The sequence below is a fragment of the [Pseudomonas] carboxydohydrogena genome (assembly GCF_029030725.1).
In the GTDB taxonomy this organism is placed as follows: domain Bacteria; phylum Pseudomonadota; class Alphaproteobacteria; order Rhizobiales; family Xanthobacteraceae; genus Afipia; species Afipia carboxydohydrogena.
The window spans coordinates 2,570,554-2,586,316 of the sequence record NZ_CP113162.1; the positions used below are offsets into that span (position 1 = coordinate 2,570,554).

The following is a 15,763-nucleotide window of genomic DNA, read 5'->3' on the forward strand; positions in this document are numbered from 1 at the left end:
ATCCTACACCGCGATCGCGATATAAACCGACACCGTCACGATCGACAAAATCGTCGAGACCAGAATGGTGGTGGACGTGATGCCGGCCTCGCGCCGGTACAACTCCGCGAGCATGAAGGGGCCGGTCCCGGTCGGCAGCGCCGCCAGCAGCACCGCCGCATGGGTGAGGAACGGCGACAGTTTGAACACCTGCGTCGCCAGCACCCAGGCGATCGCCGGGTGAACCAGCAATTTGAGCACAACGAACAATGTCGCCGCGCGCTTATCGGCTCCCGCGCCTTCACGCTTTTCCGCGAGGAACAAACCGAGCGTCACCAGCGCGCAGGGCGCTGCCGTCGCGGCCAGCAGCTTGACGAAATGATCGAGCGGCTCCGCGATCGTCACGCCGGTGATCGGAACCAGCGCCCCGAGCACCGGCGCCACCAGCAGCGGATTGCGGATCAGCGAGCGAGCGACCTTCAGCGCCACCAGATGCGGCTTGCCTTGCGGCTGCAACCCGATCTCGATCAGCACGATGGCGACGGCGAACACCACGCAGACGGTGATGATGCAGGAGATCGTGGTCGGCGCCATCGCCTCCTGCCCGAGCACCAGAAGCGCCAGCGGAAATCCCATGAAACCCGTATTGGCATAGCCCGCATTGAGCCCGTCGATGGCGGCATCGGCCAGATGGCGTGGCTTGCGATAACGCAGCGCGACCGCCAGCGCGAACACGATCAGGCTGCTCAATCCGAACACGCCGATGAAACCGGGCTTCCAGATATCGCTCCAGCCCGCATGCGCGATCACATCGAACAGCAGCGCGGGCAGCGCGAGATAGACCACGAAGCGGTTAAGCTCAGATGTCGATTGCGGACCCAGCACGCCAAGGCGGCGCACCAGCCACCCCGTGAAGATCAGCGCAAAGACAGGAAAAACAACGACAAGTGCGGACAGCATGCTCGACCGGTCAACAGCACCGCACCCAATCTGCGGCGGGCGATAAGACCATATTTCCCACGCCTTTCAACACGGCCGCCAGCATTCCCCATAAGACTTTCGTGAACCTGGCCCGGCATCCGGGTCATTCTCCACGCAGCTATGCAGATCGACCGCTGGCACCTTCCATCCCTGCATGGGAAACCTTCGTCCGCGTTGTTGAAAGCCGCACGATATGCTTGAGCTAACGTCCTGATGGACAAATCGACGCCCAGTTCTGAAACCGATACCGGCCCGGCCATGACATCTGCGATGACATGGACCGAGCGCGGCACCAGCACGTATCGCCGAACCTCGATCGCGCTGTTCCTGGCAGGCTTCGTCACCTTCACGCTGGTCTATGACGTGCAGCCGCTGCTGCCGGAATTCGCCGCCGATTTTCAGGTCAGCGCCGCCACAAGCTCGCTCGCCCTGTCGGTGACGACCGCCGCGCTCGCCATCGCCATCCTGTGCGCGGGCGCGGGTTCCGAGATGTTCGGGCGGCGCGGCCTGATGTTCGCCTCGATGTGCGTCGCCTCGTTCCTGAACATCGCCCAGGCGATCGTGCCGGGCTGGCACGCCCTTCTTATCCTGCGCGCGCTGGAGGGAATCGTGCTCGGCGGCGTGCCCGCGGTGGCGATGGCCTACCTCGCCGAGGAGATCCATCCCAAGGGGCTTGGGCTGACGATGGGCCTTTATGTCGGCGGCACGGCGTTCGGCGGCATGGCGGGGCGCGTGCTCAGCGGCATCATCGCGGAATACACATCGTGGCGCTGGTCGCTCGGCGTCATCGGCGCCATCGACCTCGTGATGACATTCGCCTTCATCATGCTGCTGCCGCCGTCGCGCAATTTCGAGCGCCAGTTGAAATTCGACGCCGGCTATCATCTGCAAGCATGGGCAGGCCATCTGAAGCACTCCGGCCTGCCCTACCTGTTCGCCATCGGCGGCCTCGCGATGGGCGCTTTCGTCACGATCTACAATTACGCGGCCTTCCGGCTGGTCGGTCCGCCCTATGAACTCAACCAGACGCAACTCGGCGCGATCTTCGCGGTGTACCTGTTCGGCATCGTCGCCTCCTCGACAGCCGGTGCGATGGTGGATCGCGTGGGGCGCGGCCCTGTCCTCATCACCGGCATCGCCATCATGCTGGCGGGAATCGCCGCCACGCTCCTGCATCCCCTGTTCTGGGTGATTACAGGCATCGCGCTCGTCACCATCGGGTTTTTCGTCTCCCATTCCGTCGCAAGCGGCTGGGTCGGACGCATGGCCGCCAACACCAAGGGGCACGCTGCGTCGCTGTATCTTCTGGCGTACTACACGGGATCGAGCATCGCCGGTTGGGTGGGCGGATGGTTCTGGGCCGTCGAGGGCTGGCTCGCGGTCGCGGCATTTACCGGGCTGCTGATCGCGGGCGCGCTCGCCGCAGGGATTCATCTGGCGCGGACGCATCCCGGCTAAGGCGGTTTCAACTGACGCAAAATCATGCACTCGTCATGCCCGGCTTATGCCGGCCATGACGGATCAGTCTATTGCCATCAAAGTTGAAAACACTCCGATCGTCGCCTTCAGCATCACTGACGCAGCTTGATGACGCTCTCGGATTTCACGGGCGCGCGCGCCGTCCAGTCCGCATCCGAGGGCGCAAGACTCGTTTCCTCGGAATACAGCAGCACGCGGTTGCGCCCCGAACGCTTGGCGTCGTAGAGCGCCATATCCGCCTGCCGCAACAGCGTCACGATATCAGGATCGTCATGGTCGCAGGTGGAAATTCCGGCGCTGAGCGTACAGGTGAAATTTCCGGAAGCCGAAATGAACTGCTGCGCGGCGAACCCATCGCGGATACGCTCGGCGATCCGCGCCGCCGCCTCCGCCTCGGTGCCGGACAATATAATCGCGAATTCCTCGCCGCCTAGCCGGGCCGCGAGATCGTTTTCCCTCACATTGGCCGCCAGCAGGCTACCGAACGTCTGCAACACAGTGTCACCGACCTGATGGCCGTGAACATCGTTGATGCGCTTGAAATAATCGAGATCGAAAATCACGATCGAAACGGGAGACGAGAAGCGCTGGCTGCGATCGAACAGCGCGCGGCGGTTGAACAGACCGGTCAGGGAATCCGTCTCGGCCTGACGCTGATGATGCCGCGTCTGCCGCACCTGATTGAGACCGAGCGACAGCGCGCCCATGCCGCCGATGCTTGTGAGGCACATCGCCAGATTGATGTTCTCCGCCCATCCATCGGGCGCGCGATGCATGATCCAGTGGCCGTTATAAACCAGCACGACCGCGCAAAGCACGAAAGAGAAAGCCGTGAGAATGTACATCATCGACAGGAGAAGAATGAGTGTCGGCGATTCCTCTCGCCAGCGCCAATAATCGAGACCCGTGGCCAGCATGATCCCCGCGGCGGCGATATTCAGAACGATGTATGAAATGCCGTCATAACCAAGCAGCATCGGCGCTGCCATCGCTGCGATGGATATAGCGGCGGTCAGCACCATCGCCCGGACCGGAAGCGTGCCGTTGCGGAATTGCCGACCCGCGCCCAAAAACAGCGTCAGACCGATCAGCAATCCCGAAAACGCCAGCACTCCGCCTGCCGGTGAGAATTCCACGACAAAATCGCGGTAGAACAGCAGACTCACGAACAGGCACGCGACGCCTGCGCCCCATGTCATCAGCACGCTGTCCGAGCGCGACACGAACCAGCTCACGAAAAACGTGAAGGCCAGACCCGCGCTGCAAAAGCTCAGCGCGATCAGAAGTGAATTGTAATCGAGCACGGCCGTCCCACGTCCGGAAAATCCCGGATGCAGTCATGACTCGTCCCGCATTAAGAGAACACTTAATCCAGTATACCACCGCCCGGAACACCTAACGGAACCTGAATCCGGCGGTGAAAATCTGAACGGGAGTGTGCCAAAGCGGGCCGCTCACGCCATATCAACTATAGATTCGTCAACTATACGCCTCGCGCACCGCGCGCGGGCCTGCGGCGCTCGTGAAACCAGGGGCGATATTTCATCATCTTGGCGCGTTGCGCTTCCGGTGCATGGCGCTTGCAGGTCGATGCTTCCTCGCTGTTCGCGGGCGCGCCCCATCGCAGTTCGACGCAATCGTTCAGATTGTAGGCCATCTCGAGTGCGGGCGCGCGATCCACAACCTCTTTCACCGTGAGAGTCCATGGCGAGCCGTCGCTGCGCGTGTATGTGAACTTGCGCGATGCGAGTTCACTCGCCAGCGCGCTCTGCAACTCGATCTTCACCTGATCGACGGTTTTGTCCTTCGGCATGGCGTATCGCTCGGGCCGCCGTGCGACATGATCCGGGAATCCGCGCGCTACGTCGATGGCGATCAGCATCCGCAGATCGCGCGACGGCGTGGCGAAGTCCTCCCAAGCGCCGGACGTCTCGAAGATCGACGCGCCATCCGGCATCGCACCGACGCCCTTGCCGCTGTCCAGGAACTTGCGGCCGTTCTCCACCGAGGTCACGCGCGCCTGCGCCTGCTCATCAAGAGCCGTGACGACTTCCTTCATCGCGCGCAGGGGATCGAGCGGCGCGGGCGACATCACGTCATCCATGCGATCGTAGAACGCATCGACCGACAGCTTCGACGGCTCGGAGGAGTAATTGCCGTATTGCGGGTTGCTCGCGATCTCGCTGTTCGTCAGGCGATGCAGGGCGCCGTTGCGCTCGCGCACGATGGGACGAAACCGCTTGAAGCCCGGTCCCGTGGTATGATCCTGCACATAGAGGAAATTGCCGCGCCAGAACCGCTTGATCGCAACGGTCCCGTCGGGCTGGGCATCGGCCGCGAGCAGGACGCCCGCCGTATCGTTCGTCTGCGCGACCCGCTTGGTCAGCATCAGAATATGTCCGAACGGATCGGCGTAGATCGTGCCCGGACGCAATGCATCCTGCGTCAGCGGCACGGGATAGTAGTCGGTGTTGTTGTCGGCCGCCGCAGTCCGGCTCGATCCCGAATGCACGGCATCGCCGATCACGGCGATGTACTTGCCGAATGACGCCGCAAGACCAAGCCGCTTCGGCGGCTCGGCCGCAGGCACACCAGCCGCTGGCTCACTGGTTGCAGTTTCCTGACCGACGTTCGGCTGCTTACCCGCGTCCAGATGCTGGATGTTGAACCATTGCGTACAGGTCGGCGCCTTGGTCGCGGTGCCGCGCGAGCAGCGTGAGTAGCCGAACGGCAATCCCAGCTTGAACGCGAAATAGGCGCGCAGGAAGTATGGCATGTCGGCGCAATCGGGATGGAACACCATCCCCATCTCATCCTCGCCGAGGTCGAGATAGTTGAACAGCACGTTGCGCGAACGATCGCGCAGCACTTCATGCAGCGCCTTCCATGACGGCGGCGAATCCAGCGGCGCATCGAACAGTTTTTCGATCCAGGCCGAGTACAGGTTTTCCGTGCCGCGATCCCATGTGTCATGGATCGGCCAGATGCTTCCCGCAGCCGCGCTCGTCCGGGGTGGCCGCCCGGACCGGACCGTGATTTCGCGCGTGACAGTCTCGCAGCCGGGCGATGCGTGATCGCGGACCAGCTTCGCGTGCCACGTTCCTGCGACCGGCGTCGCAACTTCCGCAATCCAGAAATAAGGCGGGCCGCCCTGCTGCTGCCCGGATTTAGCCGCCACGCTTCCGTCCGGCGCGATCAGCGACAATTCGCCCCTGGTCTCTTTCTCGGCGGCGAACATCACCCGCAACGGCATGCCCTTCCACGGCATGGCAGGCGCCGCCAGCACCGCAAGATCGGTGCCCTCGGTGCACGCGCCGGCTGTTTGAGCCCGCACCGGTGAAACAGAGAAAAAGGAGACGCCCGCAATCAGCAGGGACGCGGTCGCGACAATAGCAATCCGGCGTTGCGCAAACATCGAGCCTCCCCGCACGCTGTCAGCATGGTGGCCGGATATTGCGAAAAGCCGGGTGGCAAATCCACCCTTATGTGAGCAAATGTCCACGACACCGCACCGGGAAACAACCCCGACCGGTTCCGCTCCAGACAGCTAATTGTCGTTTTCAGTCAAAGCTCTAGGGGACGACGATAAATTCGTTGCGGATGGCGGGCGGGCGACCTTTGCAATAAATAAGAAGGGCGGCTTTCGCAGCCGCCCTTCTTCAACAGGAGCGCTATCGGCACTCATCAGTCATCGACCTCGACCACCTTTTCCTCCGGGAAGGTCGGGTAGATGCCCTTCACCCGCCCCATCTGCTTGGCGAGCGCCAGCACGGCATTGATGTGCGGAGTCGGCACTTCGGTGAGACGGCCCAGCTCCTGCACCGAGGTCAGCAGCGCGTCGAGTTCGATCGGCCGGTTCTTGTCGACATCCTGCAACATCGAGGTGCGGTGAGCGCCGACACGCGCCGCCCCATTGATGCGCCGTTCGATATCCACCCGGAAATGCACGCCGATGCGGCGCGCGATGCGCTCGGCCTCTTCCATCATGTTGCGGGAGAGTTCGCGCGTGCCGGGATCGGTGGCGACCACATCGAGCGTGGCATGAGTCAGCGCCGAAATCGGATTGAAGCAGAGGTTGCCCCACAGCTTCAGCCAGATGTCATTCCGGATCTCGGGCAGGATCGGCGCCTTCAGCCCCGCGCGCTCGAATAGTTGCGACAGTTTCTGCGCGCGCTCGGTCACGTTCCGCTTCGGCTCGCCGAGTCCGAACTTGTCGCCCGAAATGTGATGGATCACGCCCGGCGCCTCGACTTCCGCCGCAGGATACACCGTGCAGCCGATGACGCGCTCCGGCCCGATCGCATTCCATTGCCGCGATCCCGGATCGACGCTCTCGATGCGCCGGTCGGCATACTGACCCTCGAAGCCGTGGAAGTACCACCATGGCAGGCCGTTCTGCGCGGTCACGACCGCCGTGTTCGGACCCAGCAACGGCTTCATCTGGTCGGCCACTTCCCAGGCCTGATGCGCTTTCAGGGCGACGATGACATAATCCTGATGGCCAAGCTCGGCGGGGTCGGCGGTCGCCGTCATCTTGGCGTGCTTTTCCTCGCCGCCGATGTGAAGCTTGAGACCGTTGTCCCTGATCGCTTTCAAATGAGCGCCGCGCGCAACCAGCGATACATCCGCACCGGCGAGCTTCATCAAGACGCCAACATAGCCACCGATCGCTCCCGCGCCGTAGATACAAACCTTCATGGAAATGCCTTGCTGTTGCGGACGGCGCGACTTGCGCCTCCATGACCGGCATTTACAGATTTGGTATGCAGTGCGCCACGAATGCGGTGTCGGGTGTCAAAGTCAGTCAATTTACAAATTGACTAACAAGACAGGCGATCTGTGACTAATGCGACCGTATCTAAAGCAACTCATTCAAATCGTTAAAATAACGGCTTGTGGAAAGCCTCATACCCCGCCAGTATCATGGCACGTAGCGAGCCTTTCAGCAGCGCCGGCGCAATGAGCCGGGCAGAACCTTTGGCTTCATAAAATGAAGGCCTATTTCATCCCGTTCTGGTTGCGGCTCACCATCGTCATCAGCGTCGTCTGCGTCGTGATCGGCGGCGTACTGGCTGCATATCGAATCTATATGCGCCCAACCGTCCTGACCGTCGCCGTCGGCTCTCTGGACGGAGAAACGAACAAGATCGCCTCGCTCCTCGCGGGGCATATCGCGGCCAGCAATACAGCCTCGGTTCATCTCAAGATCGTCAACGAACCGGACATTCTCGCAGCGGCGAATGAGTTTCGCGAAGGCAAAGCCGACCTTGCGGTTGTCCGGGCCGACACCGAAAACCTCCCGAATGCCAGAACCGTCGCGCGGGTCGCCCGCGCCGCCGCCGTGATCGTAGCGCCGGCAGGATCGAATTATACAAAGTTCAGGGAGCTCGCCGGCAAAACCATCGGTGTGGTGGGCGCCGAGATCAATAGCGGCCTGGTGACGGCATTATCCAGTGAATACGACGCCGCCCGTTTGAAAATCGCGTTCAAGAATGTTTCGATCAACGAAGCCCGGCTGGCCGTCACTTCGCATGAGGTCGCCGCGCTTCTGATGGTGCTCCCGATCGCGCGGCGCTACATCGCTTACATCGACAAGATTTTCCAGAACGACTCAGGCCTCGCGCCCAACATTCTCTCGATCGATGGAGCCGAGGCGATCGCGAACACCGAACGCGCCTACAACGTCTTCGTCGTGCCGCAAGGCTCGCTTCAGGGTTCGCCGCAAATTCCACCCGATAACCGGATTACACTCGCCACGAACGTCTACCTCGTCGCGCGGGCCAATCTCGATCCGGATCTCGTCGCCAACCTTACCCGCGAAATCATGATCGCGAAGCGCGACCTTGGCATCGAACAACCCGCTCTTGCCCAGATCGTCGCGCCCGAACTCGATTCAGCCGCCTATATTCCCGTCCATCCCGGCGCCGCGGAATATTACAACAACACCCAAAGGGATTGGCTCGACAAATACGCGAACTGGATTTTCCTGCTGCCGATTGTTTTCGGTATCGGCGCCACGACATTTGCCGCAACGTGGAAATTTCTCGAATTCGAGAACGATCGCTTTCAGGAAACCCTGATGGCCGCGAACTATCATTTGCCCAGGAGGATTCGCGGCGCGACCTCTGAAACAGAACTGCAACAAATCGAAGACGAAATCGATTCCCTGCTCCACGCGCATTTGACGCATGCGCATTCTGGCAAGGAATCCGATTCCAGCATGCTTGTTCTGCATGCGGCCGCGCAGCGGCTGGATAATCTGATCCATCACCAGCGCAGCCGCATTGCAATGGGCAACTCGATTGTAAAAGTGGCCTAGGCCGAGCGCTGCTTCGCGCCGAACAGCCACTCGATGCCGACCAGCCGGTCGCAGATGAAGACCGCCCCGCACGCCAGCAGAACCAGCAGGGATGCCGCAGCAGCCCCCAGCGAGTCCGCGTTCTGCTCGATATAGCTGAACAATTGCACCGGCAGCGGCGTGGTATGAACATCGGAGAGGAACAGCGCGATATTTACGTCATCCAGCGAGACGATGAAGCTGAACAACAGGCCTGCCAGCACTCCGTGCCGGATCAACGGAAACGTCACGTGCCAGAACACACGGATGGGATTGGCACCCAGGATCGACGCGGCCCGCTCCAGCCGCGGATCGATACCGCTGAAGCTCGCGAGAACAAGGCGGATCACATAGGGGCATGCAATCAGAAGCTGACCGAGGGTGACGGTCAGGACCGAGGCCCGGATGCCAAGCGACTGGTAAAGCTGCATCAGCGACAAGCCGATCAGCACGGTCGGCAGCATCAACGGCGACAGGAAGAAGGTCTGCAACGCGCCGGACCACGTACTGTTCACCGCGCGCAGGCCAAGCGCCGCCGCGACACCGAGCGCGGTCGATAGCAGCGAGACGGCAATGCCGATCTTCAACGTCAGCCACAGCGATCCGCTCCAGGTCGGATCGGTCAGCACCTCCTTGTACCAGATGGTGCTGAAACCGGCAGGCGGAAACGAGAGGTAAGCCGCCGAGTTGATCGACGCCGCGATCACGATCGTGATCGGCAAAATCATCAGGGCCGATATGAACGCCACATAGGCCGTGAGAATGCGATTCATCATCGCACGACGCTCCTTTTGCTGGCTGCGTCACGAATCGCGAAGGTGTAGATCGCCGTGGCAAGCGCCGTCGCCGCCAGCAGGATCAGCGCGACCGCCGATGCGAACGGCCAGTTCAGCACCAGCAAGCCTTCCTTGTAGACGAGATACGGCATCACAGGCACCGCGGCACCACCGACAAGCGCGGGCGTCACGAAACCACTCGCCGCGAGACAAAACACAATGACCGAACCCGCGGAGATGCCCGGCAATGTCAACGGAAGGATCACCCGCACGAACACGCTAAATCCGTTGGCGCCGAGAATCTGCGCGGCGCGCGACAGCGAGGGGTCGATTTGCTGCAACGAGCCGACAAGAGCGATTACCATGAAAGGCAGGAATACATGCGTCAGCGCAATGATGACGCCAGCTTCGCTATACAGAAGATGCCCTATCGGCAGGCCAATGGCCTTTGTAAAGGAACTCAGGAGTCCGTTCGGCCCCAGGATGATAATCCAGCCATAGGAACGCACCACCGCGCTCACGAACATCGGCGCGATGACGAGAAATACCACCAGCGAACGGCCCTTGCGCCAGCCTTGCGACAGATACACCGCGATCGGATAGCCGATGATCAGCGTCATCAGGGTCGTGATCGCGCTGATGCGGAGCGAGCGCCACAGCACCGAGCGATAGAATCCATCCGAAAAGAACTGCGTATAGGTCTGAAAAGAGAGCTTGCCCGTGGGCGTGAAACTTCCCCATGTCGAGATGATGAGGGGCCAGACAAACAATACCGCGTAGAACAAAATCGCAGGCACCAGCAGAAGGCCGGCATGCAGCCTCATCGATGCGCGCGTCGCCGACGGCAGCCCACCTTTCTCGACGAGCGTGCTCATTGCAGCAGATCCTCGAGATTCTTGCCGTCGGGCACAGCATGCCCTTGCCCCGGCAGCAACCGTGTATCATCGGCAGGCCATGACACGGACATCGTGTCTCCGACCTTGCTCAGGCAGCGCTTCACCGGAATATCGGCAATCAACCGGGCGCCATTGGCCTCGATCTCCACCCGCCGCACCGGCCCGTGATAGCTGCTGGAAATCACCTCTCCGGTGACACAGTTTTCGCCCGCCTCCTCGCCCTTGGCGATGTTCTCGGGCCGCACAGCCACCGTCACCTTTGCGCCAATTGTGCAGCTATCGACCTCAGCCCGCAGCTTGCCAAAGGCGGTATCGATCACCGCATGGCCCTGTTCATGGCCGATCACGGTGCCGTCGAGGAAATTGGTCACGTCCATGAAACGGGCGCTGAAGATGGTGCTGGGCCGCTCATACAATTCATTCGGCGTCGATCGCTGTTCGACCCGCCCCGACGCCAGCAGAACGATGCTGTCGGCAGACACCAGCGCCTCTTCCTGATCGTGCGTCACAACGACGGTCGTGATATTCGCCGCCTTGAGGATCTGCCGCATTTCCTCACGCATCCGCTTGCGCAGCAGCGCGTCGAGATTCGACAATGGCTCGTCCAGCAGAAGAACGGACGGACGGACCACCAGCGCGCGCGCGAGTGCAACGCGTTGCTGTTGCCCGCCCGACAGCTCCTTCGGATAACGCTTGCCGAGATCGCCGAGTTGCACGAGATCGAGCGCTTCCTGCACGCGCTTGGCCACCTCGCCGGATGCGACGCTCCGCATCTTGAGGCCAAACGCGACGTTGCGTTCGACGCTCATGTGCGGAAACAACGCATAATTCTGGAACACCATCGCCATGTCCCGCTTGTGCGGGGCCACGTTGACGATGTCACGTCCACCAACGATGACGGAGCCTGCATCGGGGGTCAGAAACCCCGCGATGAGGTTAAGGAGCGTCGTCTTGCCGCAACCGGATGGACCGAGCAGAGCCACGATCTCTCCGGGTGCCGCCGTAAACGACACGCCATCGAGCGCCGTGAAAGTCCCGTAGGACTTTCGCAAATGGCGGACGTCGAGGTGCGCGTGCATTAGTGGCCTCCCACCATCGCGGTCCAGCGCGCCGTCAGGGCTTGCAGGTTCTGGTTGACCGGACCGATATCGAGGTTGAGCAGCGAGTTCACTTCCTTCTCGCCGTAAGGCACCTTGGCGGCCGCCTTGTCGTCGAGCTTGACGGTCTTGTTCACCGGACCAAGCAGAAGGTTCTCCGCGATCATCTTTTGCGCTTCGGCGCTGATGGTGAAGTCGATGAACTTCTGCGCAAGATCCGGATGCGGCGCTCCCGCGACGATATCAAACTGCTGCGGATACAGGATGCCGCCTTCCTTCGGCAGCACCATCGCCACCGGCGCGCCGGTTCCGGCGAAATCATGCACGCGCGCGCTGCCGTTGTAGCCGATCCATGCGCTGCCCGTTCCGAACAACGCATCGACCTGCGCGGGCGGATCGATGAAGGCCAGCACGTTCGGCTTCAGCTCCTTCATCTTGTTCCAGGCCGGCTCGAGATTGGTGACCGAGCCGCCGTTCATGTCGGCGATCTTGGCGAACAGCAGGTTCGCGTAGCCGATCGGCATATTATAGAAAACGACGTGGCCCTTATATTTCGGGTCCCAGAAATCCATCCACGAGGTCGGCGGCGCCCAGCCCTTCTCCTTGAAGACCTGGGTGTTGTACTCGATGCCGAGCGCCTGAATGCCCATCACGATACCGATGCCGTCGCGATCCTTCGCGAAGTCGTAAACCTGCGACAGATTCGGCACCTTCGCCGGATCGAGCTTGGCGTAGAGCTTCTCCATCTTGCCTTGATAGTGCGTGGTGTCGTTGGCCCAGATCACATCGATCTGCGGGCTGTTCTTCTGCGCCTTTACCTTGGCAAGGATCTGGTTCGACGTGCCGGTGACATAGACCACCTTAACGCCGTACTTCTTCTCGAAGGCCGGAATTACCGTGGCCTGAAGCGATTTCTGAAGCGAGCCGCCGAAGCCGGCGAAGACCAGTTCTTTCTCATCCGCAGCTTGCGCGGAGCTTCCGATCCCGGACAGCACGGCGAGGAACCCACCGGCGGCAAGAACGAGTCCACAGGTCTTCCGAACGTGACGTAATGTTGCGACGATTCCCATAGTCATCCTCCCTGATTGACGCGGCCCGTCTTGCGCGGACTTCGCTGATTGATTTACTGCAAACCGAATTCCACTCTTCTGACGTTATCCGGATCGATCTCCCGAATAATCGCAAGCTCCTCGGCTGTCGGCTCCGGCGTTACCGGCGCATCGTCGAGATTTGGAATCTTGAACCCTGTCTTCTCCGCAAGCTCCGCGCGCGTCACACCGGGGTGAATGCTGTCCAGCACAAGACGCCCGTCTTCTTTCCGGAAGATGCACAGCGGCGTCACGATCCGGTCGATATTTCCGTCGGAGGTGGTGAACTGAACTTCCTCGACAAAGATCTTCGGCGAATGCCCCGCGCGCCACAACACCGCGCGCTTGGACATCGGCAGGATCGCCGGGCCGCCGCCGCCGCCGGGGAAACGTACCTTGGGCTTGTCGCGATCACCGATGAAGCTGGAATTCACCCGGCCTCTTGCATCGACCTGCGCCATGCCGAGAAAGGTCAGGTCGAATCCGCCACGACCATTCATCCCGTAGATTTCCTGATTGTCGAAAATCGAGGCCGAGCCGCGGCCGAGATCGGCCGTACTCGTTGCCGCCATGATCTTGTCGACCGTCGGATTGATCCCGCCACCGACGCTGACGAACGTGCAATTCGGCGCGTTGTGACGGCGCGCTAATGTCGCGGCCGTGAGCGGCAGCGGCGAGTTGACGCCGACGAAAACAACTTCGCCATCATGGATAAGCCGCGCCATCGACACGGCCATCATGTCGGCCGGGCTGTAAGTTACGCTCATGCCGCCACTCCCAGAGCGCGGCGATCCTGCGAGGCCGTTTCTTCAAGATATTTGCGGAAGCCATCCGGCGTCCGGCTGAGCTCCAGATAGTGGCGCATCGCCGGCTCGTCGATGTCGTAACAATCGAACACGGCGGTCGGCCATGCGCCGCTCGGCGCATGCACAACGGCTTCGACGAAGATCTCGGGAACGACCGTCATCTCCGGCTGCGCCACGAAGTGCGAGGTATCGACGATCTTCTCGGCGGTGAGGATCACGCGCTTGGCTGCGCGGCTCATCAGGCGGTCCCAGACCGGCGTGCCATAGATTCGCGCATTGCCGCGCACATCCGCCTCATGGACATGCAGAATGGCCCAGTCAGGCCGGATTGCAGGCACCACCAGCGTATCGTTCCCCGTGAAGGGGTCCTTCACGGTCGCGAACGGTGCGATGCTCGGCACGTCGCTTCCCGCAAAGCCCGCGACGGCCTGAAACGGCAAGCCATACGCAGCAGCCTGCAAGCTCGCCATCACCGCCGGGCAGGCGTTCTCGATCACGTCCAGTTCGCCGCGCTCGGCCGCCTTGCGAAAATTCGGCGCCATGCCGAACGGCTGTTCCAGCGTCACCATGCCCGCACGAACGCTGGCGAGACATCCGCCCGCCGCAAGAACGTCGGCGTCATAGCCCGGCGACGCCTTGACGAGATGCAGTCCCTTGACGCCCTGCCGTGCGAGTTCGCGGACCATGGCGGCAGGGATCCGTTGCGACAGCGTGCCACCAATGGTGACGATCTGATCGTTACGAACGAGCTTCGCTGCCTGCTCAAGCGTGGTTTGTTTCATGATGCCATCTCCTTCGCTTCAGGCTGAAAGAACTGCGCAAGATTACGCCGGAGAATTTTTCCGGTGGCGTTGCGCGGCAATTCATCGACGATCGCGATCCTGACCGGGACCTTGAAGTCCGCGAGATTTTCGCGGCAATAGGCGACCAGTTCCTGCTCGGATGCCGATCCGTTCGGAACCACGCAGGCGACGACGACTTCGCCCCAGATCCTGTCGGGGAGCCCCCCGACCGCGACGTCGCGCACCGACGGATGGCGGCAGAGCACTTCCTCGATCTCGAGCGGCGAGACGTTTTCACCGCCACGGATGATGATTTCCTTCTTGCGGCCAACCAGGAAAACATAGCCTTCCCGATCCATCCGGCCGAGATCGCCGGTATGTAGCCAGCCATCGACAATGGTCTTCCGCGTCGCTTCCTCGTCGCGGAAATAGCCGATCATCATCGTCGGTGAACGGATCACCAGTTCGCCCGCGCTCTCCGGCGGCAGGAAATTGCCCTGCGCGTCAACGACTGCGATCTCCTGCCCCGCCAAAGCCTGCCCGACCGAGCCGATCTTGCGTCGGCCGCCGGCAACAAGCGGATTGAGCGTGCTCGTCGCCGTGCATTCCGTCAGGCCCCAGCCTTCGATCAAGATATCCTTGCCGAACCTGTTCTCGAATCGCGTCGCAAGTTCGACCGTCAGCGGCGCAGAGCCGGTTTTGACGAAGTCGAGCTTGATGCGGGCATCCCGCGCTTCCGCCTCACGCTCCAGAAGAATGGCGAGCACAGTGGGCGGCGCGCTGAAACTCGAGACATTATGATCGGCCACAAGACGCCAGTGCTCGCGAGCGCTGAACTTCCGGCACAGCACGATGGTGCCGTGACCGATGAATGCGCTGATATGACTCACGATCAGCGCATTGCAATGGAACAGTGGCATGAAGCACAAGGCGACATGATCCGGCCCCATGCGAAAACCTTGCGATAGGGCAAGGCCGTCGGCCCAGACATTCGCATGGCTCAGCAGAACGCCTTTCGGCCGTCCTGTGGTTCCCGACGTATAGATCAGCAGGATCGGAAGCTGCTCCGTGATTCCATCGACAAAACGCGGCACGCGCTTTTGCCGGTACAGATCAAGCTCGGAAAAGACATTCACCGCCAGAGGAACGCTCGCATCCGCCCCGAGCAGAATGAGACGGGGCTTATGCGTTAGCCCTGCGATGGCTTCCTGCGCCAACGCTAGATATTCCGGCGTGGTGATCAGCGCACTCGCCTGCGAGTGATCCAGAACGAATGTCACTTCATGCGCGGTCAACCGATTATTGATCGGGTTTGCAATCAGGCCCGTCTTGAACAGGCCGAAATAGGCCGCGACCACCAACGGTTCGTTGCCGATCAGCAGGCTGACACGATCGCCCACTTCGAGCCGCAACTCACCGAACAGATGAGCGAACTGGTTCGCGAGATCGTCCAGTTCCGCATAGGAAAGCGTCTTGCCCTCGAAAATGATCGCTGGCTTTGAATCCCTGGCGTCTTGCAGAAGTTGATGGATCAGCATGCGC

Annotated in this window: 13 protein-coding genes; 2 read left to right on the forward strand and 11 right to left on the reverse strand. The window is 61.3% G+C overall.

Going from position 1 to position 15,763, the window contains the following annotated elements:
* Positions 1–3: 3 nt before the first annotated feature.
* Entirely contained in the window at positions 4–939 is a 936-nt protein-coding gene (locus AFIC_RS12415; RefSeq protein WP_275246544.1) for an AEC family transporter, read from the reverse strand.
* A gap of 234 nt (positions 940–1,173) precedes the next feature.
* Between AFIC_RS12415 and AFIC_RS12420 the strand changes: the two genes are divergently transcribed.
* On the forward strand, positions 1,174–2,418 hold the full coding sequence (locus AFIC_RS12420; protein WP_420833334.1) for an MFS transporter: 1,245 nt from the start codon (positions 1,174–1,176) through the stop codon (positions 2,416–2,418).
* A gap of 113 nt (positions 2,419–2,531) precedes the next feature.
* Here AFIC_RS12420 and AFIC_RS12425 read toward each other — a convergent pair whose 3' ends face one another.
* From AFIC_RS12425 to AFIC_RS12435, 3 genes are all read right to left on the reverse strand, one after another.
* A complete protein-coding gene (locus AFIC_RS12425; RefSeq protein ID WP_275246545.1) occupies positions 2,532–3,743 on the reverse strand; it encodes a GGDEF domain-containing protein in 1,212 nt (403 codons plus the stop codon).
* 179 nt (positions 3,744–3,922) lie between these two features.
* Positions 3,923–5,854: a hypothetical protein gene (locus AFIC_RS12430; RefSeq protein ID WP_275246546.1), complete on the reverse strand. Its 1,932-nt coding sequence runs from the start codon at positions 5,852–5,854 to the stop codon at positions 3,923–3,925.
* Between the two features lie 269 nt (positions 5,855–6,123).
* On the reverse strand, positions 6,124–7,137 hold the full coding sequence (locus tag AFIC_RS12435; RefSeq protein ID WP_275246547.1) for a 2-dehydropantoate 2-reductase: 1,014 nt from the start codon (positions 7,135–7,137) through the stop codon (positions 6,124–6,126).
* 292 nt (positions 7,138–7,429) lie between these two features.
* Here AFIC_RS12435 and AFIC_RS12440 point away from each other — a divergent pair, with 292 nt between their 5' ends.
* Positions 7,430–8,758: a TAXI family TRAP transporter solute-binding subunit gene (locus tag AFIC_RS12440; RefSeq protein ID WP_275246548.1), complete on the forward strand. Its 1,329-nt coding sequence runs from the start codon at positions 7,430–7,432 to the stop codon at positions 8,756–8,758.
* On the opposite strand, the gene AFIC_RS12445 is transcribed toward AFIC_RS12440, so the two are convergent.
* The 7 genes from AFIC_RS12445 to AFIC_RS12475 are packed head-to-tail and all read right to left on the reverse strand — an operon-like array spanning position 8,755 to position 15,759.
* Positions 8,755–9,552 carry an ABC transporter permease gene (locus tag AFIC_RS12445; RefSeq protein WP_275246549.1) on the reverse strand — a complete coding sequence of 266 codons (798 nt, stop codon included), beginning with the start codon at positions 9,550–9,552 and terminating at the stop codon, positions 8,755–8,757. The two genes, AFIC_RS12440 and AFIC_RS12445, sit on opposite strands and share 4 nt — an antisense overlap.
* Positions 9,549–10,427: an ABC transporter permease gene (locus tag AFIC_RS12450; protein WP_275246550.1), complete on the reverse strand. Its 879-nt coding sequence runs from the start codon at positions 10,425–10,427 to the stop codon at positions 9,549–9,551. Before AFIC_RS12450 ends, AFIC_RS12445 begins: the two co-directional genes overlap by 4 nt.
* Positions 10,424–11,527 carry an ABC transporter ATP-binding protein gene (locus AFIC_RS12455; protein WP_275246551.1) on the reverse strand — a complete coding sequence of 368 codons (1,104 nt, stop codon included), beginning with the start codon at positions 11,525–11,527 and terminating at the stop codon, positions 10,424–10,426. Before AFIC_RS12455 ends, AFIC_RS12450 begins: the two co-directional genes overlap by 4 nt.
* Complete coding sequence (locus AFIC_RS12460) at positions 11,527–12,615, reverse strand: ABC transporter substrate-binding protein (RefSeq protein WP_275246552.1); 1,089 nt, start codon at positions 12,613–12,615, stop codon at positions 11,527–11,529. The genes AFIC_RS12455 and AFIC_RS12460 overlap by 1 nt, the downstream gene beginning before the upstream one ends.
* 53 nt (positions 12,616–12,668) lie before the next feature.
* Entirely contained in the window at positions 12,669–13,400 is a 732-nt protein-coding gene (locus AFIC_RS12465) for a CoA-transferase subunit beta (RefSeq protein ID WP_275246553.1), read from the reverse strand.
* Entirely contained in the window at positions 13,397–14,221 is an 825-nt protein-coding gene (locus AFIC_RS12470; protein WP_275246554.1) for a CoA transferase subunit A, read from the reverse strand. Before AFIC_RS12470 ends, AFIC_RS12465 begins: the two co-directional genes overlap by 4 nt.
* Positions 14,218–15,759: a class I adenylate-forming enzyme family protein gene (locus AFIC_RS12475; RefSeq protein WP_275246555.1), complete on the reverse strand. Its 1,542-nt coding sequence runs from the start codon at positions 15,757–15,759 to the stop codon at positions 14,218–14,220. The genes AFIC_RS12470 and AFIC_RS12475 overlap by 4 nt, the downstream gene beginning before the upstream one ends.
* Between the last annotated feature and the right edge of the window lie 4 nt (positions 15,760–15,763).